Source organism: Mycoplasmopsis felis, from assembly GCF_034647055.2.
Taxonomy (GTDB): Bacteria; Bacillota_I; Bacilli_A; order Mycoplasmatales; family Metamycoplasmataceae; genus Mycoplasmopsis; species Mycoplasmopsis felis.
Genome location: NZ_CP141047.2, coordinates 233,290 through 258,585 on the forward strand (window position 1 = coordinate 233,290; position 25,296 = coordinate 258,585).

At 24.3% G+C, this 25,296-nt stretch carries 26 protein-coding genes and 3 tRNA genes; 22 read left to right on the forward strand and 7 right to left on the reverse strand.

Translation table 4 applies throughout. The features are described from left to right. Positions 1–92 precede the first annotated feature (92 nt). From RRG59_RS01050 to RRG59_RS01095, 10 genes are all read left to right on the forward strand, one after another. Positions 93–1,847: a GIY-YIG nuclease family protein gene (locus RRG59_RS01050; protein ID WP_322902529.1), complete on the forward strand. Its 1,755-nt coding sequence runs from the start codon at positions 93–95 to the stop codon at positions 1,845–1,847. Positions 1,848–1,998: 151 nt separating this feature from the next. Next, positions 1,999–2,532, forward strand: a complete 534-nt coding sequence (locus tag RRG59_RS01055; protein ID WP_036430086.1) for a tRNA (cytidine(34)-2'-O)-methyltransferase — start codon at positions 1,999–2,001, stop codon at positions 2,530–2,532. Continuing rightward, positions 2,525–3,268: a TrmH family RNA methyltransferase gene (locus RRG59_RS01060; protein WP_322902530.1), complete on the forward strand. Its 744-nt coding sequence runs from the start codon at positions 2,525–2,527 to the stop codon at positions 3,266–3,268. The genes RRG59_RS01055 and RRG59_RS01060 overlap by 8 nt, the downstream gene beginning before the upstream one ends. Then, a complete protein-coding gene (locus RRG59_RS01065; protein ID WP_036430090.1) occupies positions 3,268–3,555 on the forward strand; it encodes a hypothetical protein in 288 nt (95 codons plus the stop codon). Before RRG59_RS01060 ends, RRG59_RS01065 begins: the two co-directional genes overlap by 1 nt. Beyond that, positions 3,542–4,393 carry a ribosome biogenesis GTPase YlqF gene (ylqF, locus tag RRG59_RS01070; RefSeq protein ID WP_322902531.1) on the forward strand — a complete coding sequence of 284 codons (852 nt, stop codon included), beginning with the start codon at positions 3,542–3,544 and terminating at the stop codon, positions 4,391–4,393. Before RRG59_RS01065 ends, ylqF begins: the two co-directional genes overlap by 14 nt. After that, on the forward strand, positions 4,386–4,796 hold the full coding sequence (locus tag RRG59_RS01075) for an IMPACT family protein (protein WP_322902533.1): 411 nt from the start codon (positions 4,386–4,388) through the stop codon (positions 4,794–4,796). The genes ylqF and RRG59_RS01075 overlap by 8 nt, the downstream gene beginning before the upstream one ends. Continuing rightward, positions 4,768–6,126 (forward strand): M17 family metallopeptidase, encoded by a 1,359-nt coding sequence (locus tag RRG59_RS01080; RefSeq protein WP_322902535.1) that lies wholly within the window; start codon positions 4,768–4,770, stop codon positions 6,124–6,126. Before RRG59_RS01075 ends, RRG59_RS01080 begins: the two co-directional genes overlap by 29 nt. A 36-nt stretch (positions 6,127–6,162) precedes the next feature. Next, positions 6,163–7,533 (forward strand): M17 family metallopeptidase, encoded by a 1,371-nt coding sequence (locus tag RRG59_RS01085; protein WP_322875705.1) that lies wholly within the window; start codon positions 6,163–6,165, stop codon positions 7,531–7,533. Between the two features lie 135 nt (positions 7,534–7,668). After that, positions 7,669–7,743, forward strand: a tRNA-Trp gene (locus tag RRG59_RS01090). 51 nt (positions 7,744–7,794) lie between these two features. Next, positions 7,795–8,805 carry an NAD(P)H-dependent glycerol-3-phosphate dehydrogenase gene (locus RRG59_RS01095; RefSeq protein ID WP_322902537.1) on the forward strand — a complete coding sequence of 337 codons (1,011 nt, stop codon included), beginning with the start codon at positions 7,795–7,797 and terminating at the stop codon, positions 8,803–8,805. A 36-nt stretch (positions 8,806–8,841) separates the two neighbouring features. Here the strand turns inward: RRG59_RS01095 and yidC are convergent, their stop codons facing one another. The 4 genes from yidC to RRG59_RS01115 form a co-directional block, all read right to left on the reverse strand. Beyond that, the gene (yidC, locus tag RRG59_RS01100) at positions 8,842–10,890 is read right to left on the reverse strand and encodes a membrane protein insertase YidC (RefSeq protein WP_322902538.1); all 2,049 of its coding nucleotides are present in this window, start codon (positions 10,888–10,890) and stop codon (positions 8,842–8,844) included. Further along, positions 10,868–11,209, reverse strand: a complete 342-nt coding sequence (gene rnpA / locus RRG59_RS01105; RefSeq protein ID WP_322902540.1) for a ribonuclease P protein component — start codon at positions 11,207–11,209, stop codon at positions 10,868–10,870. The genes yidC and rnpA overlap by 23 nt, the downstream gene beginning before the upstream one ends. A 10-nt stretch (positions 11,210–11,219) precedes the next feature. Then, complete coding sequence (rpmH, locus tag RRG59_RS01110; protein ID WP_260622336.1) at positions 11,220–11,366, reverse strand: 50S ribosomal protein L34; 147 nt, start codon at positions 11,364–11,366, stop codon at positions 11,220–11,222. Between the two features lie 129 nt (positions 11,367–11,495). Then, positions 11,496–12,632: a trigger factor-related chaperone gene (locus RRG59_RS01115; protein ID WP_322902542.1), complete on the reverse strand. Its 1,137-nt coding sequence runs from the start codon at positions 12,630–12,632 to the stop codon at positions 11,496–11,498. A gap of 65 nt (positions 12,633–12,697) precedes the next feature. Here RRG59_RS01115 and ligA point away from each other — a divergent pair, with 65 nt between their 5' ends. The 5 genes from ligA to RRG59_RS01140 all read left to right on the forward strand — a co-directional run bounded on the left by ligA (position 12,698) and on the right by RRG59_RS01140 (position 18,202). After that, entirely contained in the window at positions 12,698–14,713 is a 2,016-nt protein-coding gene (gene ligA / locus RRG59_RS01120) for an NAD-dependent DNA ligase LigA (RefSeq protein ID WP_322902544.1), read from the forward strand. A 128-nt stretch (positions 14,714–14,841) separates the two neighbouring features. Continuing rightward, a complete protein-coding gene (locus tag RRG59_RS01125; protein ID WP_322902545.1) occupies positions 14,842–15,015 on the forward strand; it encodes a hypothetical protein in 174 nt (57 codons plus the stop codon). Between the two features lie 2 nt (positions 15,016–15,017). Beyond that, positions 15,018–16,883, forward strand: coding sequence for an HsdM family class I SAM-dependent methyltransferase (locus RRG59_RS01130; RefSeq protein WP_322902546.1), 1,866 nt, complete (start codon positions 15,018–15,020; stop codon positions 16,881–16,883). Between the two features lie 8 nt (positions 16,884–16,891). Continuing rightward, positions 16,892–17,977 carry a restriction endonuclease subunit S gene (locus RRG59_RS01135; protein ID WP_322902548.1) on the forward strand — a complete coding sequence of 362 codons (1,086 nt, stop codon included), beginning with the start codon at positions 16,892–16,894 and terminating at the stop codon, positions 17,975–17,977. A 149-nt stretch (positions 17,978–18,126) separates the two neighbouring features. Next, positions 18,127–18,202 (forward strand) — tRNA-His (locus RRG59_RS01140). Between the two features lie 58 nt (positions 18,203–18,260). Here RRG59_RS01140 and RRG59_RS01145 read toward each other — a convergent pair. Further along, positions 18,261–19,100 carry an HAD family hydrolase gene (locus RRG59_RS01145; protein ID WP_322902550.1) on the reverse strand — a complete coding sequence of 280 codons (840 nt, stop codon included), beginning with the start codon at positions 19,098–19,100 and terminating at the stop codon, positions 18,261–18,263. Between the two features lie 80 nt (positions 19,101–19,180). Here RRG59_RS01145 and RRG59_RS01150 point away from each other — a divergent pair, with 80 nt between their 5' ends. The 4 genes from RRG59_RS01150 to RRG59_RS01165 are packed head-to-tail and all read left to right on the forward strand — an operon-like array spanning position 19,181 to position 21,588. After that, complete coding sequence (locus tag RRG59_RS01150; RefSeq protein ID WP_322875714.1) at positions 19,181–19,648, forward strand: hypothetical protein; 468 nt, start codon at positions 19,181–19,183, stop codon at positions 19,646–19,648. Next, a complete protein-coding gene (locus RRG59_RS01155; protein ID WP_322902552.1) occupies positions 19,648–20,187 on the forward strand; it encodes a DUF4231 domain-containing protein in 540 nt (179 codons plus the stop codon). Before RRG59_RS01150 ends, RRG59_RS01155 begins: the two co-directional genes overlap by 1 nt. Next, positions 20,174–20,563, forward strand: coding sequence for a hypothetical protein (locus tag RRG59_RS01160; RefSeq protein WP_322902553.1), 390 nt, complete (start codon positions 20,174–20,176; stop codon positions 20,561–20,563). The genes RRG59_RS01155 and RRG59_RS01160 overlap by 14 nt, the downstream gene beginning before the upstream one ends. Beyond that, a complete protein-coding gene (locus RRG59_RS01165) occupies positions 20,563–21,588 on the forward strand; it encodes a Cof-type HAD-IIB family hydrolase (RefSeq protein WP_322902555.1) in 1,026 nt (341 codons plus the stop codon). Before RRG59_RS01160 ends, RRG59_RS01165 begins: the two co-directional genes overlap by 1 nt. A gap of 89 nt (positions 21,589–21,677) precedes the next feature. On the opposite strand, the gene RRG59_RS01170 is transcribed toward RRG59_RS01165, so the two are convergent. Continuing rightward, positions 21,678–21,768 (reverse strand) — tRNA-Ser (locus RRG59_RS01170). Positions 21,769–21,993: 225 nt separating this feature from the next. On the opposite strand from RRG59_RS01170, the gene deoD reads away from it, so the two are divergent. From deoD to deoC, 3 genes are read left to right on the forward strand one after another with little or no spacing between them, the layout of a single operon-like run. Further along, entirely contained in the window at positions 21,994–22,701 is a 708-nt protein-coding gene (gene deoD, locus RRG59_RS01175; protein WP_322902556.1) for a purine-nucleoside phosphorylase, read from the forward strand. A gap of 1 nt (position 22,702) precedes the next feature. Next, entirely contained in the window at positions 22,703–23,998 is a 1,296-nt protein-coding gene (locus RRG59_RS01180) for a pyrimidine-nucleoside phosphorylase (RefSeq protein ID WP_322902557.1), read from the forward strand. Between the two features lie 8 nt (positions 23,999–24,006). Next, positions 24,007–24,669, forward strand: coding sequence for a deoxyribose-phosphate aldolase (gene deoC / locus RRG59_RS01185; RefSeq protein WP_036430123.1), 663 nt, complete (start codon positions 24,007–24,009; stop codon positions 24,667–24,669). A gap of 97 nt (positions 24,670–24,766) precedes the next feature. Here the strand turns inward: deoC and RRG59_RS01190 are convergent, their stop codons facing one another. Beyond that, positions 24,767–25,201, reverse strand: coding sequence for a hypothetical protein (locus RRG59_RS01190; protein ID WP_322902559.1), 435 nt, complete (start codon positions 25,199–25,201; stop codon positions 24,767–24,769). Positions 25,202–25,296 lie beyond the last annotated feature (95 nt).

Below are 25,296 nucleotides of genomic sequence, written 5' to 3' on the forward strand. Positions count from 1 at the left end.
CGATATTTTTAATTGCTAATTTTAAAGGAAAAAAATAATTTTTCAATTAAATAAATTATTTTTTTATTTTAATTAGGTAATTTAAGGTAAAAATGACAAATAAATTAATCGATAATAAGTTATACACTTCAATAAATCAAAATGTTCCTACAAGCCCTGGTGTTTATCTTTGAAAAAATAGTTCAGGTGAAGTTGTTTATGTAGGTAAAGCAATTAATTTAAGAAAAAGAATGAAACAATACTTTGAAGGTCATACAAATTCTTGATTAACGCCAATAATGATGGAAGTTATTTGTGATTATGATTTTATAATAGCAAAAACTGAAAGAGATGCTTTTGCTTTAGAACTAAATCAGATTAAAAAATATAATCCAATCTATAATATAAAACTAAGAGAAAAGAGAAATTATCCTTATTTTGTTTTTAAAATTCAAAAAAACGAATTAGATATCAAAATATTAAGTGAAATAAAAGATAAAACAAAATATGATTATAAATTTGGCCCTTTAACCCCAAATACTCAATATAGTGATTTTCTAGATATATTGATTAATTATTTTTTATATAGTGAAGGATTAAAAATAATTAATCAGGATAATACTTATTGAAATAATAAATTGGATTTAATTAAAAATATTTTTACCTTTAAAGATGATTGGTTTTATAAAGAACTACAAAAAAGAGAAATTTGATTTTCAGACAATATGAATTTTGAATGAGCTTTAAAATATAAAAAAGGTCTTAATTTTTTAGACAAAATTAAAGAAACTCAAATAACAGAAATATCTAATATGCAAATACTACACTTTTTTGCATTTGAAAAATATAATGATAAAGTATTTATTTCAATTCGATTTTATCAAAATGGTTCATTAATATTTGTAGAACATATTAATAAAGAATGAAAAGGAATAATCTCTGATTTTATTGAACAGTATTTAAATAATTTTTATTTAAATACAAATTATAACCCTAATAAAATACTTATTGATTGTATTTATAAAGACAACGAATTGATGTTTAATGATTATATAAATTCAAAAATATTTTATCCACAAAAAGGTATTTTAAAACAAATTATAGATAATCTAAATGAACAAAATCATTCAATAGTAATGATTAAAAACAAATATATGAATAAAAACAATTTAAATAACATTTGAATTGATATCCAAAATTCCTTGAATTTAAATTCACTAAACAGAATTTTTATTTTTGATAATTCATTTATTAATAATAAAAAAGAATTATGCGGTGTAGTTGATGTTTATGACCAAACAGGATATGTTAGAAAAATGTCTAAAGTTAATAATTTAGAAAAGTATAAATTAAATATGATTAAACAATCAGATGTTCAATTTACTTACTATAATGCTGCTTGTTATCTTAATTCAAACATTTTATATAAAATAAAAGAAGATGATATTTTTATAGCTGATGGTTCAATACAACAAATTAAAGAGATTAAAGAAGCATTAAAACAATTTGATTTAAATAATAAAGTATTTGGTTTAGTAAAGAACAACTATCACAAAACATATAAATTAATAGATGAAAACGGAAAACAAATCAAAACAGATGATATAACCTTCAAATTCTTAAGTTCTATCCAAGAAAAAGTAGATAAAAAAGCAAAGTTTTATTTAAATAAAAACAAAAACAATAATAATAAATCGAGTTTATTAAAAATAAAAGGAATAGGGAAACAAACAGAAAGCAAACTATTAAATTACTTTAAAACTTTTGAAAAAATTAAGAAAGCTAAATTTTCAGAAATCGAATTAGTAGTAGGAAAGAAATTTGCTAAATTAATTTACGATGAATTAAATAAAGAAGAATCAAATTAATGTAATTTGAGTTTTGTTCAAATCTATAAACATATATAGTTTATAATTAAAAACATAAATTAATAATTTAGTAAATTTTAATTTCTAAATTACTTATTTTTTATAAAAGAAAACAATTTTAAATGCAAATTTATTATAAAAAAGGAAAAATATGTTGAATGTAGTCTTATATGAACCAGAAATTTGCCCTAATACAGGAAATATCATAAGAACTTGTTTTGCTCTGGGTGCAAAATTACATATAATCAAACCTATTGGATTTGATTTACATCCAAAGTATTTAAGAAGGTATGGCGCAGGTAGAATGTTATCTGATATACCTCATGAAATACATTCTAGTTATCAAGAGTTTTATAAAAAATATAATGATAAAAAAATTATTTATATAACTAGATATGGTTTAAAAAAATATACTGATTTTGATTATAAAAAAATATATAATCAAAATCAGGAAATATGACTTATGTTTGGAAGAGAATCTACAGGTATAGAAAAATCTATCCTGACTAAGAATATAGATAATTGTGCGAGAATACCAATGGTATCTGCTATGAGATCTATTAATTTAGCAAATTCTGTGTGCATTATAGGTTTTGAAGTAATGAGACAATTAGATTTTATGGACTTATCATTATATGAAGTTGAAAAGGGAAAAAATTATTTGAAGGAATTAATTAATGACTAATTCTAAATATATTTCTAGCACTTCGAATGAACATATAAAAAATCTTAAGAAATTACATAGTAAAAAATACCGAGATTTAACTAATCAATTTTTAGTATCTGGTGAGCATTTAGTTCAAGAAGCACTAAAAAAAGGTATAGTTGTAGAAATTTTAGATTCAAGCGAAGAAAGTAAGTATTATTTTTTTAATAATACTTATAAGGTTTCTCATCATATTATTGAATATTTAAGTGAAACTATCACACCACAAAGTGTTATTGCTCTTTGTGATAAAACTTTATTAAAAAATACAAGACTCAATAAAGTTATTGCACTAAATAACTTACAAGACCCAGGAAATGTTGGAACAATAATTAGATTAGCAAAATCGTTTGATTTTGATACAGTAATAATTGAAAATTTAGATCCATTTAATGATAAAGTCATAAGAAGTTCTCAAGGAGCTCTTTTTGATATCAATATAATAACAACAAAAGACCTAAAACAATATTTAGAAAATTTGAAGTCTAAAAATTTTAAAATTTATGCAACCTTATTAGATAAAGATTCTAAAGCATTAAATGAAGTTAACTTTTTAAAAGAAAATATTGTTATAGTTTTTGGTAATGAAGGGAGCGGAATATATCAAAATATTATTGAATTGACTGATGAAAAAGTATATATACCAATTTCTTTTGAGAGTTTAAATGTTGCTTGTTGTGCTTCTATTATTTTAAATAAAGTAAGGAATGGATAGTGGAATTAAAGAAAATAATAGATACAGAAGTAAATAATATTAAAAATAAAGATTTTAAACTTTCACTTAATGGTTATAGTACTGATGAAATAGATAGTTATTTAAATAATTTATTATTATCTTTTTCTATAATAAAAGAATTAGATAATGAAAAAGATGTTTATATTAACAAACTAATAGAAAACTATAAAGAATCTTTAAATAAAATTAAACTTTTAGAATTTAAAATAAAAGAACTAGAAAACATACTTCAATTACTTAAAAAGGATAAAAATGGAAGAAATTAAAAAAGATTATGATCAGCTTATTAATTGATATCCTGGTCACATGGCTAAAGGATTTAGAGAGATTAAAGAAATTTCAAATTTAGCTGATATTTTTATTGTGGTTTTAGATGCTAGATGTCCAATTAGTTCATATAATGAAGATTTTGATCAAATTGCACCAAACAAACAAAGACTATTTATTATAACTAAATCTGACTTAATGGATGTTAATAAGAAGGAAATGATAACTAAAAGGTTTTACGGTTCAGAGATTTTATGATTAGATTTAAGAAAACAATCAGCAAAAAAAATTATTCTTTCTAAATTAAAACAAATGAGTTTACAAAGAATTAAAAAAGATTTAAGCAAAGGAATTATACAAACTAAAATTAAGTCATTTGTTGTTGGCATCCCAAATTGTGGTAAAAGCACTTTAATCAATTTAGTATCAGAAAAATCAAACTTAAAAGTTGCTAACTTCCCAGGTGTTACAAGAGAAAAGAAATGAGTAGTTAATAAAGAATTTTTATTTCTAGATACACCAGGTATTTTATTGCCGAAATTTACAGATCAAGAAATAGCAATTAAATTGCTAGCAATCGGTTCAATTAAATTAGAAAACTTTCCACTAGAATTTGTAGCTACTAAAATTTATGCACTGATTTCGAAATATTATCCAAATTTATTAATTAACTTAGATTTAAAACCAGAATTTGAGGATGTATTAATATACAATCAATTATATAATTACGCTCAAAAGTATAATTTTTATAAAGAAAAAGGTAAAATAGATTTAATTAAAGCATATAATCACTTTATACAGTGAGTAAAAAACTTAAAAGGAATAACATTTGACTAATTTTTATATTGATAATTTAATTATCAAAAAATCTAAATTTATTTCAATTACTTATGAAATAAACAATAAAAAAGAAGTTCAAGAAATTTTAGACAAACTTAATGTAGAACATAAAAAAGCAACTCATATATGTTATGCATATTCATTAATTGAAAATGGAGTTGAAATAGCAGGTTTTTCGGATGATGGTGAACCTAAAGGGACAGCAGGAAAACCAATGTATGATTTATTAAAATTAAAAAACCTGTTCGGAGTTTTGGTTGTTGTAATTAGGTATTATGGCGGAGTAAAATTAGGTGCAGGTGGATTAGTTAGAAGTTATAGACAAGCAAGTATGCTAACTATTAATAAAATATTAAATAAAGGAATACAAGATGATAAAAATAATTCAAGAAAAAAATAATTCATTAATGTTAAAAGCAGCATATCAAGGAATGGAATTTCCTAAATATGTAGGAACCAAAAAATTTCACTTAACAAATAACTTGGAAACAAATGAAAGTTATGTTTATATTGAAAAAGAAAATATAAATTTAGATGACTTAAAATCATGATTTATTAATTTTGCAAAAGATTTAGATATGGATTATCAAATTGATTTAAATAGTTTTGCACAAAAATTTAAAAAAGAAGAATTAATAAGATTCTTTATCTTAAATACTTATTTTGCAAGAACAGAATTATTTAAAAAAACCATAAAAGAAAAAGAAAACAAAATAAATAATCTTTATTTATTAGTTAATGAAAATAATATTCAAACAAAAGAATTAATAAATAAAGTTGAATTAATAGCAAAAGCTATAGCAAAAGTAAGAAACCTACAAATAATGCCTGAAAACTTTTTAAATTCTGAACAATTAGCAAGTGAAATTACAAATGATTTTTCAGGAATAAAAAATCTAGAAATTCAAGTTTTAACAAAAAAAGAAATTCAAGACCTAAACATGGGGTTATTATTATCTGTTAATAAAGGTAGTACACATGAACCAAGAGTTGTTATTGTTAAGTACTTTGGTAATCCAGAATCAAAAGAAATTACATCAATAGTAGGTAAAGGGATAACTTTTGATACAGGTGGAGTAAATACAAAAGGTTATCATATGGAAGGTATGAAATTCGATATGTCTGGTTCTGTAATTGCTGCATATACCGTTAAAGTATTAGCGGAATTACAAGCAAAAGTTAATGCTTATGCAATTATGTGTATAACAGATAACAGAATTAACAATGACGCTTCATTACCTGAAAATGTATACCAATCAATGAGTGGAAAATGAGTTGAAGTAACTGATACAGATGCAGAAGGAAGATTAGTTCTTGCTGATGGTATTTATTATGCAGCAAGTAAATTAAATTCAACAACAATTATTGATGTTGCAACATTAACAGGAGCAATTAGTGTTGCATTAGGAACAGTTTATTCTGGAGTTTGATCGACTAATGAGACTAAATGACAAAAATTCAAAGAAGCTTCACTAAAAGCTCAAGAAAAAGTTTGAAGAATGCCATTCCACAAAGATTTTGATAAAGGCAATAAATCTTCTAAAGTTGCAGATTTAGCAAATTGATCATCTATTGTTAAATCAGATTCAAATCAAGCAGCATTATTTTTAAAAGAGTTTACTAATGATATAGATTTTATTCATTGTGATGTAGCAGGCACTGCAGAAATTAAAGGTCAACCAATGGGAGTTTTAGTAAGTACCTTAGTTGAATATATTTTAAATTCTTAATTAAATAGTAAAATATTAAAATATAGAAAGGATAATATGTTAAAAGTAGAAAATCAAAAAAACAATATGATGCTTTTAAGAGCAGTTTTTAAAGGGGATGAATTACCTCAAAATTTAGTAGAAAAAGCAAATAAAGTTACAGAATATTTCGATAAAAATGAAGCAGTTGTATTTTTAGGTGAAGAAAAAAATTACAATTATGACACAGTTTTCAATTTTGCAAAAACTTTATTTACTAACCAAGTTAGAGATTTACAAATAGATTTAGATTCATTTGTTAAAGGTCAAGTTTGCATTCCTTGTGTAACGAAAGCATTTACACATGCATATAACTATGTAAATGCTGATATTTATTCAGCAAAAACATCTCCTAAACCAGAAAGATATCAAATTAGTTTATTATCAAAAGAACCAACACAAAGATACGAGGGTGCATTAAAAGAAGCTAATGTTTTATCTGATGCAGTTAATTATGCAAGAAATTTACAAATCTTACCACCAAATATTTGTAATTCTGAATACTTAGCAGAAACTGTATTAAAAGATTTATCAGTATATAAAAATTTAAAAATCTCAGTTTTAACAAAAAAAGAAATTCAAGAATTAGGAATGGGATTATTACTTTCTGTAAATAGAGGAAGTATGTATGAACCAAGAGTTGTAGTTATTGAATATAATGGTAATCCAGAATCATCAGAAAAAACAGTTTATGTAGGAAAAGGAATTACTTTTGATTCAGGTGGGTATTCATTAAAACCAAGTAGATCATTGATAGGAATGAAATTCGATATGTCAGGTTCTGTATTTGTAGCAAGTGCAATGAAAGCTATTGCTCAATTACAACCAAAAACTAATGTTTCTGCAATTATGTGTATAACAGATAACAGAGTTAATGGAGATGCATCATTACCAGATTCAGTATGAAAAAGTATGAATGGAAAAACTGTTGAAATTAATAACACTGATGCTGAAGGTCGTTTAGTTATGGCTGACGGTATTACATATGCTGTAAGAAACTTAAAAGCTACACGTATAGTTGATGTTGCAACATTAACAGGTGCAATTTTAGTTGCTTTAGGAAGCACATATACTGGTGTATGAAGCACAACAGAAAAAGGTTGAGAAGAATTATCTAAAGCAGCAAACGAACAACACGAACTAGTTTGAAGAATGCCTTTAGATGATGCATTTGGAAAAGAAATTAAAAATTCAGTTATTGCTGATTTAAAAAATACAGACTTAAGTGGAGCGGGTGGTGGTAGTTCTTCTGCTGCAATGTTCTTAAAAGAATTTACAGAAGGTGTTGAATATATCCATTTAGATGTAGCAGGAACTGCAGAACAAGGTGGAAGACCTACTGGAGTTATGGTTAAAACATTAGTTCAATTAGCATTAAATTCTAAATAATTTTATAATCTACAGATTAATCTGTAGATTTTTTTTTTAATTCATAAATGCTAAATTTTTCTCTATATTCATTAATAAAAGATATGTTTTTATTTGTTAAAACTTTAACAAATTATGGTATAATAAAAAAAGTTTAGGAGTATAGTTCAACGGTAGAACAACGGGCTTCAACCCCGTGTGTTGTGGGTTCGAATCCTGCTACTCCTGCCATTTTTTTATAACTTTTTCTAATAATATTCTTAATTAAGTATAATTAATCTTATGAGAGAAATTAGTAAAAAATATAAATTCGGTTTTATAGGAACTGGTTCATATGGAAGTGCATTAGCAAATGTCTTATCAGAAAATGGACATAATGTAGCTCTATATGGAATTAATGAATATGAAATCAATGATATAAATACTGGGTATAATCAAAGATACTTTGGTTCTATACCTTTTTATAAAAAAGAAAATATTTATGCAACAGATAACTTAGAAGAAGTTGTTTTATCATCAGAACATATAGTTTTAGCTATACCTTCAACAGCAATGAGAGAAACATTAAAAAAAATAAAAGAAATATTAAATTCTAAAAAAATTAATATTATCAATTTATCAAAAGGTATTGAATATCAATCGGGAATGTTTTTTAGTGATTTCATAAAGTGAAAATTTAATAAGAATATTAAAAATTTAGCAACACTTACTGGACCTTCTTTTGCTTCAGAAGTTTTTCAAAGAGAAAACACGATTATAAATGTAGTTTCAGAAAATGAAGAATATAATGAATTGTTAGTTAGTTTATTTACAAATAAATACTTTAAACTTATTCCTGAAACAAATGTATTAGGTTCTGAAATATTTGGCGCAATTAAAAATGTTTTAGCAATAGGTATTGGTATGTGAAATGCAACAAACACAAGCAAAAATACTTTATCAGCATTATTGACTATGGGAATTAATGAAATTAACCATATTTATAAACATTTATCTAATAAAGAAAATATTGATTTCAGTTTATCATATTCATGTATTGGAGATGTTTACTTAACTTGTACATCAGTTAAAAGCAGGAACTTTACACTAGGAATTCAAATTTATGAAAACGGAGTTGATAAAGCATTAGAAAATTCTGGTTCAACAGTAGAGGGATATCATACAGCAAAAACATTAGAAAAAATGATTAAGGAAAAAGAAATAAATAATATACCTTTCTTAAAAAGTATTTTAGATGTTTTATTTAATGATAAAAAACCAGTTAATTTACTCGACTTTATGAATGAAGTATAAAAAATGAAGTTTAAATAATAAACTTCATTTTTTATATTAACGATCTTTTAGTATTTTCTTTGAATATCTTTCTTTAAATCATTTAGTTCTTTTTAGTTTATGTAATATTAGAACTTCAAGTATTTGTCATAAACCACCAAATAATCAATAAACTTGAACCCCGACAGTAAATAAAATTGTAATTACTGCAAAAACTATAACCATAATTTTTTGAGTTCTTTCAGATTTTTTAAGTGCTTGTGCTTCTGCTATAGTTGTTGCTTGTTTGAATTTTTTACGCTCTAATAGTTTTGGTAGCATCTGTGAAAGAACTTGAATACCTATAGTTACTATTAATATTCATAAGTATATAAATTCTCCGCCTAGAACTTTTGTTCATGATTGAGATGAGAAGTTTAGTCCTAATCACACTGTTTGTTTTATTTCAGGAATTCCTTGGATAACACGTCACATAGCAAAGAATACAGGCATAGTTATAAGCATACTTCCAAATTGGTCTAAAGGACTTATATTATATTTTGAATATAAAGCTTGAATTTCTTGATTTTTCTTCATTTTCATTGCTTTATTTTTTTCAAAACCAACATATTTAGCCTCAATTGCTGCTTTTTTAGTTCTTAAACCTTCTTGAACAGATTGCATCATTTTTGACTTAAATGTAATTGCAAACATTAATAAACGAGTTATAACAAGAGAAATTATTATAACTATAATTGAACCTCAACCACCTAATTCAGGAATAGCTTGACGCATTGACTGAGTTAAAGCAGATAAAGGATAAACTAATAAACCATAAAATGGCCCATATCCTCAAGCTTGTCCTCAATTAGTAATAGGTTCAATTGGATAATCACCTCTAAAAGGAGTATTGATATCATTAATTTGTGTTTTATCTTTAATGTGTGCACCTAATCTAGTAAATACATTTTCTTGATAATCATATTTAGTTGCTTGATTTTTAGCAGCAGGAACAACTGTTGAATCTTCTTTATCATTACCTATATCTGCTTTGTTTAATAAACCAAGAACACTTAAGTATTCAACCATAGTTTGTTGATAAGTGTTAATCATTTCTCTTTCAATTTGAGAAATTTTGACAGCTTGATTATTTTTTAGTTTTTCACCTAAAACAATTAGATATTCACTAAAATCATTGTAATTTGAATTATCTGCTTTTTTATTTTCAGCAAAAATAACATTATTTAAGGAATTAATGAATTTACTTCTTTTTCCAAATGAATAATCATAAAAGGTTTGTAAAATATCACGAGCAAACGCAACATTTTTTTGTTTTTCATTAGAACCATCATATTTTATTATTTTTTGTAAGCCAGAAAAACCTAATAAAGTAAAGTTTTTATTTTCGTCAACTTTATTTGTTGTTATAGTTTTTTTATCTTCAGTAATACTATGTGTGTCTAAAGTAATGTATTGTTCACCAGGTTTTGGAAAGTCTAGTAAAATAATATCTTTAATTTCGTTTAAATAAGTATATTTATTAGAATCGTTACCAATAAATAAATATTGATTTGATTCATTATTTGTTTGTTTTTGAACAAGGTTAAATGGTGTAGTTTCATTATAACCTAATCTTTTTAAATCCTCTGTAGGTATATCTAAAGCAACTGAAGAATATCAAACTTTTGGTTGTCCAATGTTTTTTCCACCATTGTTAGTTGATTGTTTATTTAAATTACTAATAACTTCTTTGTTATTTAAATATACGTTTTTATCTTGATTAATATTTAAGATTGCTAATTCATAATTATTATCTTGGTTAGCATTATCTTTTTGTGATTTACCGTTGTTATCTACAACAGCTACATTTAATTTTGTTTCACGATTAGTTAAAGTATTAACTTTTGGTCCAATGTCTTCTTGGTTTATATAAAACTCTATACCGTTTCCGACATTAGAAGAATTTTTTAATACAAACGACTGCACGCAACCTGTTATTGTTAAACCAAATAACATTGCGTATAAAGTTATCTTAATTCATTTTCAAACTTTTTTAATTGTCGCTTTTTTCTTTTCTTGATCTTTTCCGTCTTGAGTAAAATAATTAAAGTTGTTTGTTTTTTTCATTATTTATAAACTTTTCAAAAAGTTTTTTAATACCTTCTTTTTTTATTTTAAAAGATGTATTACAAAATTCTTTACGAATTATTAAAACAAAATCATAAGATAAATCAAAAATGTTAATTTCTCTTATTATTGCTTTTAATTGTCTTTTATTAAAATTACGACCTACAGAATTTTCAAATTTTTTAGGAACAGTTATTCCAATTCTTAGTTTTTCACTTTTTACAAAATAAATAACTAAATATTTATTTTGTAAAAAATTATTTTGTTTAATTACATTTTGAAAATCCCAGTTTTTTTTAAGTCGATATTCTTTTTTCATTAAGTTTTAATTATTTATCTGAAACTGTTAATCTTTTTCTACCCTTAGCTCTTCTAGCTGCTAATACTTTTCTTCCGCTGACTGTTTTCATTCTTGCTCTAAAACCGTGAACTTTTGCATGTTTACGTTTATTAGGTTGATATGTACGTTTGCTCATTTTTCCTCCTTAATATAATAAATATTTTTATAATATAAACGTGCTATTATTATACAATAAAAAATATCATAAAAGAATGTAATTTTATAATCATAAATAAACTATAAAATTACATTCTTTTATCTTGTTTTAAATCTTGTAAACTAAATTTTCTTTAACAGATTCATATAAATTTTTATCTAATTTATTTAAGTAAATTGCACCTATTTTTTGAAATAAAATTCCGTCTGCTATTCTCTTTATATTAATTTGTTTATGTTGGTGAGTAGGCAAGTTTGCTTTTATTTTTTGTTCTTCTCTTTTGATTTCACTTGCATGAACCATTAAATCAAATTTTTTAGATATTGCATTTAATCATAAATATTCAGTTAAAGAATCTAACACAACAGTTCTTGGATCGCCTTGAAAATTGTTATCAAAAGCAAATCCTTCAATGTCACTTGTAATTAAATCTTCAGGAAATTCAAAAGGTAATTTTTGTTCATAAAGTTGTTTAATTATTCCATAACCATAATTAAAAATTTCATTAGATAAAATATCTTCTTTTACAGTTTTTTCTATATAAACTTTTAGAGAATTTATGTCTGTTATTTCTTGAATACCTAATTTATGAACATTTTCATCTGTTAATTTTTCTTTTTTTAAGTATGAGACTTCTAAAATTGTTACATCAATGATAAAATCATCATTTGCTTTGAATTCAAACTTATCATTAACTTTTTTGTTTAATAATAATTTCTCTACAGTGTGATTTTCTGTTTCTTGAGCTATTAATTCAAATTGTTCTTTTCTTTGAGTTTTAATGTCAAAAAATTCACACTTAACAATATCACCAGCTTGAATTGTTTGTTCTGTTTTAATTTCTTTAAATCTATTTTCTTCTATGTATTGTTTTATAAAATCATTTATTTTTTCTTGATTTAAATCAGGTTTGAACTTTCTCTGAGGTTCAAAATCAAAATTAATTTGATTTAAATAATCATAATTAACAAAATAAGTTTTTAAATCAAAACTTAATTCAACAACAGATGAATTAATATTTTCAGGTATCCCCATAAAAAATATTTTCTCACTTAATTTATCTGAAACCTGATTATGAAATAGTTTTTGTTTTTCTTGAGCAATTAATCCATTTTTTGCAAAATCTAAAATACTTTGTTGTGTTATTTTTATGTTTTTGTTTTCTTGTAAAAATTTAAGTGCATCATTTTGAATTTTTATTCATTCTTTTCCAGAAAACTTATAATTTGTAATAATAAATTCCATAATTATCCTTTGTTTTAATTTTACTATAAATTAGTATAGCAATGTATATTTTGTATAATTAAAATATGTCTGATTCAAAGAATATAAAAAATAAAATTAAAGAACTAGTAGAGCAATTAAATAGGTGAGATTGAGAATATTATATGCTAAATGAACCGAGTGTTTCAGATGAAGTGTATGATAATTTTTATAGAGAATTAGAAGTTCTAGAACAACAGTTTCCTGATTTAATTATGTCTAATTCTCCTACACAAAATATAGGACAATGAAATAATAATAAATTTGCAAAATTTAAACATAAAAAACTTATGCTATCTTTAAATAAAGCATTTTCTAAGGAAGATTTATTTAAATTTTTAAATGATACAAAAGAGAATTTAAAAATCAATAATCTCTCTTTTAGTTTAGAACCTAAAATCGATGGTTTATCAATTTCATTACATTATCAAAACGGAAGATTAATCAAAGCAATTACTAGAGGTAACGGTGTTCAAGGAGATGATGTAACTAAAAATGTTTTCCAAATATCAGAACTACCGAAAGAAATTCCATTTTTAAAAGATATTGAAATTCGTGGTGAAGTTTATTTATCAAAATCACAATTTGAAAAAATAAATAAGCAATTATTAAAAAACAATCAAAAAACTTTTTCAAATCCAAGAAATGCTGCTTCTGGAACACTTAAATTATTAAATCCAGAAACAGTTAAAGAAAGAGGTCTCTCAATTCTTTTGTATGATATTGTTAATGCTTCTGAATTAGGTTTTGTATCTCAAGAAGAATTATTGAATACATTAAAATCTTGAAATATTCCTACTAATAGTTATATAAAAAACATATCTGATTTTAATCAGATATGAGATTATGTAATTGCATTTAAAGAATTAAAAAATTCTTTTGATTATGATTGTGATGGTTTTGTAATCAAAGTTAATAATTTAAAATACTGAGATGAATTAGGTCAAACGTCCAAATTTCCAAAATATGCCATAGCTTTTAAATATGAAACAGAAGAAAAAGTGGGATTAATAAAAAAAATAACCGCAACAGTAGGAAGAACCGGTAAAATAACTTATTTAGCCCATTTTAACGAAAGTTTAGAATTAAATCAGACAATGGTTTCTAATGCAACGCTTCATAATTATGAATTTATCAAAGAAATGAAAATAAATGAAGGTGATGAAGTTTTAGTTATTAAGTCAGGCGAAATAATTCCAAAAGTGATTAGCTTAGTTAAAAAAAACACAGATACAATTTTTAGAAAACTAGAGAAATGTCCTTCTTGTTCTTTTGAATTATTAACCAAAGAAGGTTTTGTAGACCAATTTTGTGTCAATGAAAATTGTCATGAAAAAAGAATTAGATCTCTTATTCATTTTTGTTCTAACCAAGCATTGAATATTGAAACACTAGGTAGTGAAATTATTAGAACATTTTATGAAAAAGGTTTTTTAACTGATATTATTTCGATTTATAAATTATCAGATTATAAAGAACAAATAGTGCAACTAAATAGTTTTGGTATTTCTAGAAAAAATAAAAATACAGATTTTAAAAAGTATAACAATATAATTAATTCTATTAATCAGTCTAAAAAAACAACTGTTGATACATTATTATTTGCTATAGGAATACCTAATATTGGAAAAAATTTAGCAAAACTTATATCTCAAAAAATGAATAAAATTTCTGATTTATTAACATTAGATTTAGATACATTATTAGAAATTAATACAATAGGAAATATTATTATTTCAAGTATTAAAAATTTTATAAGTATTCCTGAAAACATTAATTTAATTAAAAAATTAGATGAAATTATAGAATATCAAGAAAATCAAGAGAAAGTTTCAAATACTTTAGAAAACTTAACATTTGTTATTACTGGTACATTATCTGAAAGTAGAGATTATTTTAAAAATATAATTGAACAAAATGGTGGAAAAGTAACAAATACCATTTCAAAAAATACCAATTATTTATTAATTGGTGAAAACCCAGGTTCTAAAATAGAAAAAGCAAATAAATTAAATATCAAAATAATAAATGAATCAGAATTTAATTCTTTGATTTTAAAATAATAAAAATTTTTTACATTAACTTTTATTGGATTTGATGTCATCCATCTAGGATGATTTTATTAAACTATTTAAATAGTTTAATAAAGCCAAAATATTTAATTATATTATACCAATAATTAAGGAGAAAAATGAAAAATATTCAATCTGTTGAACCAATGATAGCTGATTTAGGAAATAGTTGATTAAAAGAACTAGGTTTAGATTATAAATTAGAACAAGAAAAACTTAATGATGAAATAGATAAAGCATTAAATGAGTATAAGTCTAAAGGGGGGGCAATGGAGGTAACCGACCAGATGTAAAGTTGTTTGTCAGAGATAAACATAATATTCTTTATCCAGTATTAATTGAATACAAGGGTTATAAAGATAAGCTAGTTAAATTAGATTCAGATAATAAAGTTGAAAATAAAACAAAAACTAATGAAAATAACTATAATAATATTAAGAATTATGCAGTAAACGGTGCAGTTCATTATGCAAATGCAATTTTACATTATACTAGTTATAAAAACGTTATTGCAATAGGAATGACAGGTTATAAAGACAAGTTAGGTCAATTAAAACATCAAATGTCAGTTTATTATGTATCAAATGAAAATCTTGGTTATGGGAAAAAAATCGGAGAATATTCAGATTTTTCTTTTATGAAAAAAGAAAACTTTGATCATTTTATTTTCGAAGTCCAAAAAACTAAATTGACAAAAGAAGAATGAGAAAAACTACAAAATCAAAGAGAAAAAGAAATAACTGCAAGTTTAACCAAATTAAATAATGAAATTTATGTAAATGAAAATGGTTTATCAGAAACAGATAGAATTTATTTAGTATCTGCATCTATAATTGCAACACTAGGCATAGAAGGAAAAGTTGTTCCATTAGAAAAGTCTGATTTAATATCTTCTACCGAAGAAGGGAATACTGACGGAGAAATAATTATTCGTAAAATTGAAGCATTTTTAAAACAAAAATCACTTCCTCAAAAGAAAACTGATTTAATTATTAGGACATTAAAAAATACATTACTTTCTGAAAATATTAATAAACCAGTAAATGGTGAAAGTCAATTAAAAAGAATTTTTAATAAAATATATGATGATTTAGGACAATATTATAAACAAGGTTTATCAATTGATTTTACAGGTAAATTATTTAATGAAATGTATTCATGACTTGGTTTTAGTCAAGACAAACTGAATGATGTTGTTCTAACACCATCATATGTTGCAACATTAATGGTTAAATTAGCAAGAATTAATAAAGATAGTTATGTATGAGATTTTGCAACCGGAAGTGCTGGTTTATTAGTTGCAGCAATGAATGAAATGATTTTAGATGCAAAAGAAAAGATAAAAGATTCTCCAGAAAAATTACAACAAAAAATTAATTCCATTCGTGCTGAACAACTACTAGGTTTAGAATTATTACCTAATGTTTATATGTTAGCTATTTTGAATATGATCTTAATGGGTGATGGAAGTTCTAATATTTTAAATATGGACTCACTATTAGATTTTGATGGAAAATATGGTTTTGGTCAAACTGACAAAGATTTCCCTGCCACTGCATTTTTACTAAATCCTCCATATTCTCAAGAAGGAAATGGAATGATATTCGTAAAAAGGGCATTAAATATGCAAAAATCAGGTTATGCATCAATTATTATTCAGAGTTCAGCTGGGTCAGGAAAAGCAAAAGATATAAACAAAGAAATTTTAAAAAAACATACATTATTAGCAAGTATTAAAATGCCAGTTGACATATTTATAGGTAAATCTTCTGTTCAAACATATATTTATGTTTTTAAAGTAAATGAACCTCATCATAAAGATGAAATGGTTAAGTTTATTGATTTTACAAATGATGGATACCAAAGAACAAATAGAAGAAAATCTACAAATAATTTAAAAGATATTGATAATGCTTCTTTAAGATATCAAGAGATAGCAGATTTAGTTCGTTTTGGAAAAACAAAATTAAATTTATTTTCAGAAAATGAATATTTCGAAGGAAAAATAGATCCCACAAACGGTGCAGACTGAAATCAATCTAAACCAATGAATACTATTCCAACTTTTGGAGACTTTCAAAAAACAGTTGTAGATTATTTAAATTGAGAAATTACTAATTTATTAAAAAATCAAGACTTAGATGAAATAATAAAAAAGTAAATTCCTCATTGAATTGTGAATTAAAAGATATTCAATGAGGAGAATATAGGATTGGTGATTTGTTCGAAAAAATAAAAACAAATAATATTTATAAAAATGTAGAACCTGGTGATTTGCCCGCTACAACTGCATTGTTAACTAATAATCAAATAGGAAGATATGTAAATAGAAAAAATGCAACTATATTAAAAAATGTTTTTAGTGCTACTGCAAATGGAACAGGAAGAGCATTTTATCAACCATATGATTTTACTGTTTTACAAGATAGTTATGCATTTAAGTTTAAAGATAAAAAAATTAATATAAAAAATATTCATCCATTTATTGTCTGTGTTTTAAATACTGTATATGCAAAATATGACTGAGGAAACAAATCGGGTTGAGAAAAAGTAAAAAATGATTTTATTAAACTCCCAACAAAAAATAATCAAATAGATTTTGATTTTATGGAAAAGTATATTTCTTTGATTAAACAAGAATCTTTAAATAAATTAAAAGAGTATTTAAACAAACAAACAAACAATAATTATTCATTATCTACATTAGAACAAGATGCTATAAATAACTTTAATGATATTACTTGGAAAGAATATAGGATTGGTGATTTGTTTGAAATATATTCTACAAGCAGTCTTAACAAAGATTCATTAAAAGATGGTATAGAATTTGATTATGTTACTAGAACTTCAATAAACCAAGGCATATTATCTTTTACAGGTTTTATAGATAATGAACATTTAAATGAGCAAAAAACATGAAGTTTAGGACTTTTGCAATTAGATTTCTTTTATAGAAAAAGACCCTGGTATGCAGGTCAATTTGTAAGAAAAATAAAACCAAAGAGTTTTTTAGATAAAAATTTGAATAGTATAAATTTCTTATTTTTTAATGTAATGCTAAATAACTTAAAACAAAAATTAAAGAATATTCTTGTCAGGGATATAGATAAAACTTTTAAAGACTCATTTATTTCACTTCCTACAAAAAACAACCAAATAGATTTCAATTTTATAGAAAACTTTATTAATGCTATACAAAAACTAATATTAAAAAATATTTATATTTGAATACAAAGTCAAATAAACAATAAATAACTACAAATTATTAAATATCTAATTTTTTATATTATTAAGATTATATTAACTAACATATCATCAATTTTATTTGATGATATTTTTAATTATTAGTAAATAATATTTATAAAAAAAATATTTTTGATATAATAAATGCAATTCATTATATGGCGGTCGTGGTGAAGCGGTTAACACAGCGGGTTGTGGTCCCGTCATGCGCGGGTTCGAATCCCGTCGACCGCCCCATAGAATTTTTATAATTTATATATATAAAAACTCCGAATTTAATTACGGAGTTTTTATTTTATTTCTTAATTTTACCTTGAGAAATTGCTCTTTTTAATTCAAAATCACTTCTATATAAATAATCATCAATAGCTTCTGCTAAACCATTTTGTTCTACAGTAGAAGTAAAGTATTTAGCAAATTTCCTTGAATATGAATCAGTGTTTTCCATAGCATATGAATAACCTGTGATTTCAAACATTGAAATATCATTTTGACTATCACCGATACTCATTGCATTTTCAATACTTGTATTTAAAATGTTTTCACACAATCATTTTACTCCTGAACCTTTTGATATTCCTGTTTTTGTTATTTCGATATGTGAATCTAATAGAACTATATTAAGATCTATATTTCTTTGAATAGCTTTATCATAAAATTCTTTCATTTTTTCTTTTGTTCCATAAGTTTCAATTTTATGTAAATCATTTGGAATTATTCCTGTTTCAATTCATTCGTTGTATTCACAAAAATTAGTAATAAATTCTTTAAATTCTTTTGCAGGATTTTTTAAATAATATTGATGTGTACCAAAATAATAAAGTCCAATACCAACTTCATCAGCTAAATCTCAAATTTTTTGTGCTTCTGTTAATGGTATATATTCTATATTTAATATTTCTTTAGTTTCATTATCAAAAATAAGTGCACCATTAGAACAAATAATATATCTAGCATCAAGCGAAGCTGCTAATTTTTGTATTTTTTTATATGGTCCATTACCAGTATTAATTACAAATTCAACTCCTTTTGATACTACTTCTTTAACTTTATTTTGATTAATTTCAGATAATTCTTTACTTGGAAAAGGATAGATGGTTCCATCCACATCACTAAATATTGCTCATTTTTTCATGTTTTTATTATATCAATATAATAGTTATTTAACCTTTTAAATGGAATAATTTTTATATTTTAATGTAAAATAAATATACTATGAATTTAATCCTAGAAAAATTACAAAAAAAGAAAGAAAGAGATAAGAAGGCATTAAAACTATATTCTATTTTGGATGCAATAATATCTACTATTGTGTCTTTTTTATCTATTGCTTCGATTTCTACAGCTATTTATGTTTTAGTTATTTTAGTTCAATTAAGTAATAAAAATCCAGATGTTTTAACTTCTGTATCATTTGTGCTTTTGTTAGTTCTAGTAATCTTTATTTTATTATCATTTATATTAACTATTGTTTTATCAATTATGAAACATAATGATAAAACAGTTAAATATAAAAGAATTTTAAATACTATTAAATATTTAGAAATTAAGCATAATTCTAATTTGATAACAGACAAAGATTTAGATACTATTATTGATACATTATGAGAAAAAGGAACAAAAAAACAAAAATTAGCAATATCAGAAATAATTAAATCAGAACTAAAAAAAGGAGCAAAATAATGAAAAGAAATCATTTAAAACCAATTCAGTTATATGAAAAAATAGTAAAGCAAACTAGAATTAAAAAATGAGTTTATGCTGTATTTTATTATTTATTAAATTCTGTTTCAATATTTACCGCTTTATATATTAGTTATATAGCTTTACAGTTTTTAGCAGGAAATAATAAAAACTTTCCTGGTGGAGCAAATGCTTATCCAGGGAATAATCCTTATTTTAGTCCATTTTTTAATGATAGTACTAATTATATTTTACTAACAACCATAATTAACTCTGTAGTGAGTTTGATTTCTGGAGTTATTTCATTTTTTGTAATTAATACAAGATTTCTATTTTATAAAAGAAAATACAACATTTTAGTTTTTGAAAAAACTATTTATATGTCAAAACTATATATTTATAATGGAACTCATGAACAAAATCAGTTTATGTTATATAAAAGAGCATTGCAAATTTTAGAAACAGATAGATACAAATCAAGTGTTTTATTAAATGTTAATGTAGATTTAAATAAAGGAGAAAATAATGAAAAAAAATAATATGAAAGAAAAAGCTTTACATATAAAAATTCAATTATCAAAAAAAATGATTTATAAAAAATTCATCATATATCGTTTAACATTTATTTTGTTGAGTATTTTGTCTATATTCATTTCTTCATCAATAGTTATTTTAAACTTATATTCAATTAGATGAAATGATTTTCCAAAACAAACAATGGCATTTTTCTTTGCAATGTCTTTAATAGCATCAATTTCTACATTCTTTATTTCGTTTCAATCCTTTTTAAATATTACTAATAGAAAGTATATTTTAAAAGAAAATATTGCAAAAAATGACGAAATTACATCAATATTAAAAGATAAAACAGAACTAAGTCAAGAGGAAATAGATAATATTATGGAGTTATTTTAATGCTTAGAAGATTTTATTGTCCTGAATATTTTATAAATAAAACTAATCATATTAAATTAGACAATAATCCTTCTTGAAAAAATGATTATATAAACAAAATAATTGTTTTATATGATGACAATCAGGAAGCTATAGTTAATGTTTTAGATATTCAAAAAACACAATCGTATGTTTTTTTAAGAATTAAAGAAATTTCATTTGATTTAGATTCAGTTGATAATTTTGTATTTGATTTAGACGGAACTTTATTAAATAAAAAATCAATGTTATCGAATGAACAATTACAATCACTAAACACATTGAAATTTTTAAATAAAAAAATCATTATTTCAACAGGTAGACCATGATTTACTGCAGAAAATATTATTAAAGATATACCAACAAATCTTCCGATAAGTTTTGCAAACGGTTCAATTATTAAACATAATAACGAAGTTATTAAATTTTTTAATATACATCAAGAAACCGGAATTAATTTATATAAAAAATTAGTTGAATGAGAATATGATTTTTTAGTTTATACTCCAGATAAAATATATGGTTATAATACAAATAAAACAGATTTTTTTATAAATAAAAAATATCCAGAAAGAATAGGAAATGAAAATTATGCTGAAGGAAATTTTTCTTTAGAAATAAATAATTGAATATTCTGTAAATTTTTAGTAATCAGAAGAAGTAATGATGAAACAAAATGAAATGAATTATTAAAGTATATAAAAAAACAATCTCAATTATATGGAGTTATATCAGAAGAACCTTATTTAGATGTTATGGGGATTAATGCATCAAAGGGTAATTCATTAACTTGATTATCTAAAGAATATAATTTAGATTTAAATAAAACAATTTGTTTTGGTGATGCTGAGAATGATGAAACAATGTTTAATGTAGCTAAATTTTCAGGACTAACATCAAATTGTTTTGAAAGTGTTAAGAATAAAGCTATTTTTAATCTAGGAGATAATGATACAAACTGATTAAATGATTTTATAAAAAAATATAACAAAAAAGATCAAATTTAATTTTGATCTTTTTTGTTATAAGGTATTTGAAATTATAAAATGAAAAAATATAAAGTATAAAAATGAGGGGATATAAAAGTATAAAAAAATGGCGGAACAGAGAGGATTTGAACCTCCGCGGGAATTGCTTCCCCTACAGTCTTAGCAGGACCGCCTCTTCAGCCTCTTGAGTACTGTTCCATTTAGTGCTAAATAATTATAACACAGAAATTTTTATATTAATGAAATATAAAAATATAATTAAAAAACCAAAATAATGGAAAAATATGGAAATAATTATTTTATTTCTAATTTTTTTAAAGATTTATAAGCAAAAAAATACACATAAATTTATTAAGTGTTAGAATTAAGACGATTATTACAAATAATAAAAATTTATTAATATTTAAATTCGGAGGATTATAAATGAAAACACCACATATATCAGCAAGAAAAGAAGATATTGCTAAAACAGTAATAATGCCAGGAGATCCATTAAGAGCTAAATATATAGCTGAAACCTTTTTAGATCCAGGTTATATTCAAGTAAATGAAGTAAGAAATATGTTTATGTTTACAGGAACATATAAAGGAAAATCTGTAACAATTGCAGGAAGTGGAATGGGATGTCCATCAATAGGAATTTATTCATACGAATTATTCAAATTTTATGATGTTGATAGAATCATCAGAATTGGTTCAGCAGGTTCATATGTAAAAGACTTAGGACTATATGAAGTTGTTCTAGCATCTGAAGCTTTTGCAGATAGTGATGCTTTTAGAAGAATAGCATTAGGAAAAACAGGTAATATTTCATTACCATCAAGCAATTTAAACAAAGAAATTAAAGAAATTGCTCAAAAATTAGGAACAAAATTACATGAAGGAAGAGTTCATTCATCAGATGTATTTTATTCAGTAGTTCCTTTAGAACAAAGAATTAAAGATACTCAATCAATTTGTGTTGAAATGGAATCGTATGCTTTATTTACTAATGCAGAAGCAACTGGAAAAGAAGCAGCATGTTTATTAACAATAAGTGATAATTTAATAACTAAAGAAGAAACATCATCTGCAGAACGTCAAACAGCATTTACTAAAATGATGGAGATTGCTTTAAATTTAGCAAAATAATATGCGTGTAGTTGATATTATTGATAAAAAAAGATTAAATCAAGAATTAACTGAAGAAGAAATTAGATTTCTTATTAATAGTTATGTGGATGGTTCAACACCTGATTATCAAATGAGTTCTTTTTTAATGGCGGTTTTATTTAATTCTATGACCTCAAGAGAAATAGCATTAATGACAAAATATATGATGTATTCAGGTGAAGTTATGGATTTATCTGCTATCCCGGGAATTAAAGTTGATAAGCATTCAACCGGGGGTGTAGGTGATAAAACTACACTAGCTGTAGCTCCAATTATAGCAGCATGTGGAGCCCCTGTTGCAAAAATGAGTGGTAGAGGACTTGGACATACAGGAGGGACTATAGATAAACTTGAATCTATACCAGGTTTTAATGTTGAAGTAAGTTATCAAGATTTTATAAAACAAGTAACAGAACACAAAATAGCAGTTATTGGCCAAAGTTCAAAACTAGTCCCAGCAGATAAAAAATTATATGCTTTAAGAGATGTAACAGGCACAGTTCAATCTATACCGTTAATTGCTTCATCTATTATGTCTAAAAAATTAGCAACAGGTTCAGATGCAATTTTATTAGATGTTAAATGTGGAAATGGTGCTTTTATGAAAGATATTGAAAGTGCTAGAAACCTTGCAAGAACAATGATTAATATAGGTAAAGAATTAAATGTTGATGTTCGCGCAGAAATAACAAATATGAACCGTCCAATAGGATGTGAAATTGGTAATAAAAATGAAGTTCTTGAAGCAATTAGAACACTACAAGGTAGAGGACCAAAAGATTTTAATGAACTAGTTTATTCATCTTGTGCAACTATTTTAGAACAAGCAAAAATAGTTAAAAATCATAATGAAGCAATTCAAAAAATTGATGAAGTTATTAAAAACGGAAAAGCACTTGATAAATTCTATGAATTTGTTCAAGCACAAGGTGGGGATGTTCAAGCACTTAAAAACCCAAGTTTTTGAAACCCTAAATATAAATTAGAAGTGCAATCAGATAAATCGGGATATGTTGAAATCTTTGATAGTTTAACTTTCGGAATTGTAGCAATGAAACTAGGTGCTGGCAGAAAAACAAAAGAAGATTCAATTGATTTTGAAGCAGGAATTACAATTAACAAAAAAACAAATGAAAAAGTTGAAAAAGGTGATGTGTTATTTACACTTTATTCATCAAGTAAAATTGATTTAAGTATTATTCAAGAATTAAAAAATGGATATCGTATAAATCAAGATCAAGTAGAAAATCAAGTAATTTTAGACAGAATGAAATAGGAGATAAAATGAATTACAATAAAATGATTGATCATACATATTTAAAACCAGAAGCAACAGAAAAAGAATTAAACAAATTAATTGATGAAGCAAAAAAATATGACTTTAAAACAGTTTGTGTAAATTCTTCATGAGTTAAATATGTTTCAGAAAAATTAAAAGGTTCTTCAGTAGGGATAACAAGTGTAGTTGGTTTCCCACTTGGTTCAATGATTACACAATCAAAAGCTCACGAAGCCAAACTAGCCATAGATCATGGAGCTGATGAAATTGATATGGTTATTAATATCGGACGTTTCAAACAAGGTGATTATGAATACGTATTAAATGATATTAAAAAAGTTAAGGAAGCGTGTGGAACACACATATTAAAAGTTATTATTGAAACTGCTTTATTAACTGAAGAAGAAATTAAAAAAGCAACTGAAATTGTAATGAAATCAGGTGCTGAATTTATTAAAACATCAACTGGATTTAGTTTCCGTGGAGCAAATTTAAGAGACGTTGAATTAATGAAAAGTGTTTGCGGAGACTCTTTATTAATTAAAGCAGCAGGCGGAATTTCAAATATGGATGACTTAATTAAAATGTATCAAGCAGGCGCAACAAGATTTGGAACAAGTCGTTCAGTTGCAATTGTAGAAGGCAAAGATTCTAAAGGTGGATATTAATCCTTATACATAGTAAAAAAAATAACAAAAAGACGAATAACACTATAAAACAGTGAAATTCGTCTTTTTATATTAATTAACTAAGAAATAAATAAAATTATATTGTTTCCATTTGTGGTTCATTTCTTTGTTCTAATTTTTTTAATTTTACTAAAATAAGAATTAAAGATATTAAGGTAAAAATAGGGAAAAAGAATCCTACTACTAAAAATATAAAACACAACTCTAACTCTTCTTCCTTGTAAATATTTTTAATTATAATAATATTAATGACAAAATTTGCTATACCCACAAAAAATACAAGTGCACCAAGAATTGCAATAGGAATTAATAAACTAGTAAGAGACGGAGCAGTACCAGAAGTATTTCTATCAAATCTATCAAGTAATGAATTATCATCATTATAATAGTTTGTTTCTGCACTTAAAATTGATAGTATTAATATTACTAAAAATCCCATTAAAATAACTGACATTGCTATATTTAAACCAAGACTTCATCAAGTGAGTTTTCTAACTTTTTTTATATTCATTTTAACCTCATTTAATATATATATATATATATATATATATATATATTATAAATAATTTTATTAATTTTGTTAAAATATAATTTTTTTATTTTTAA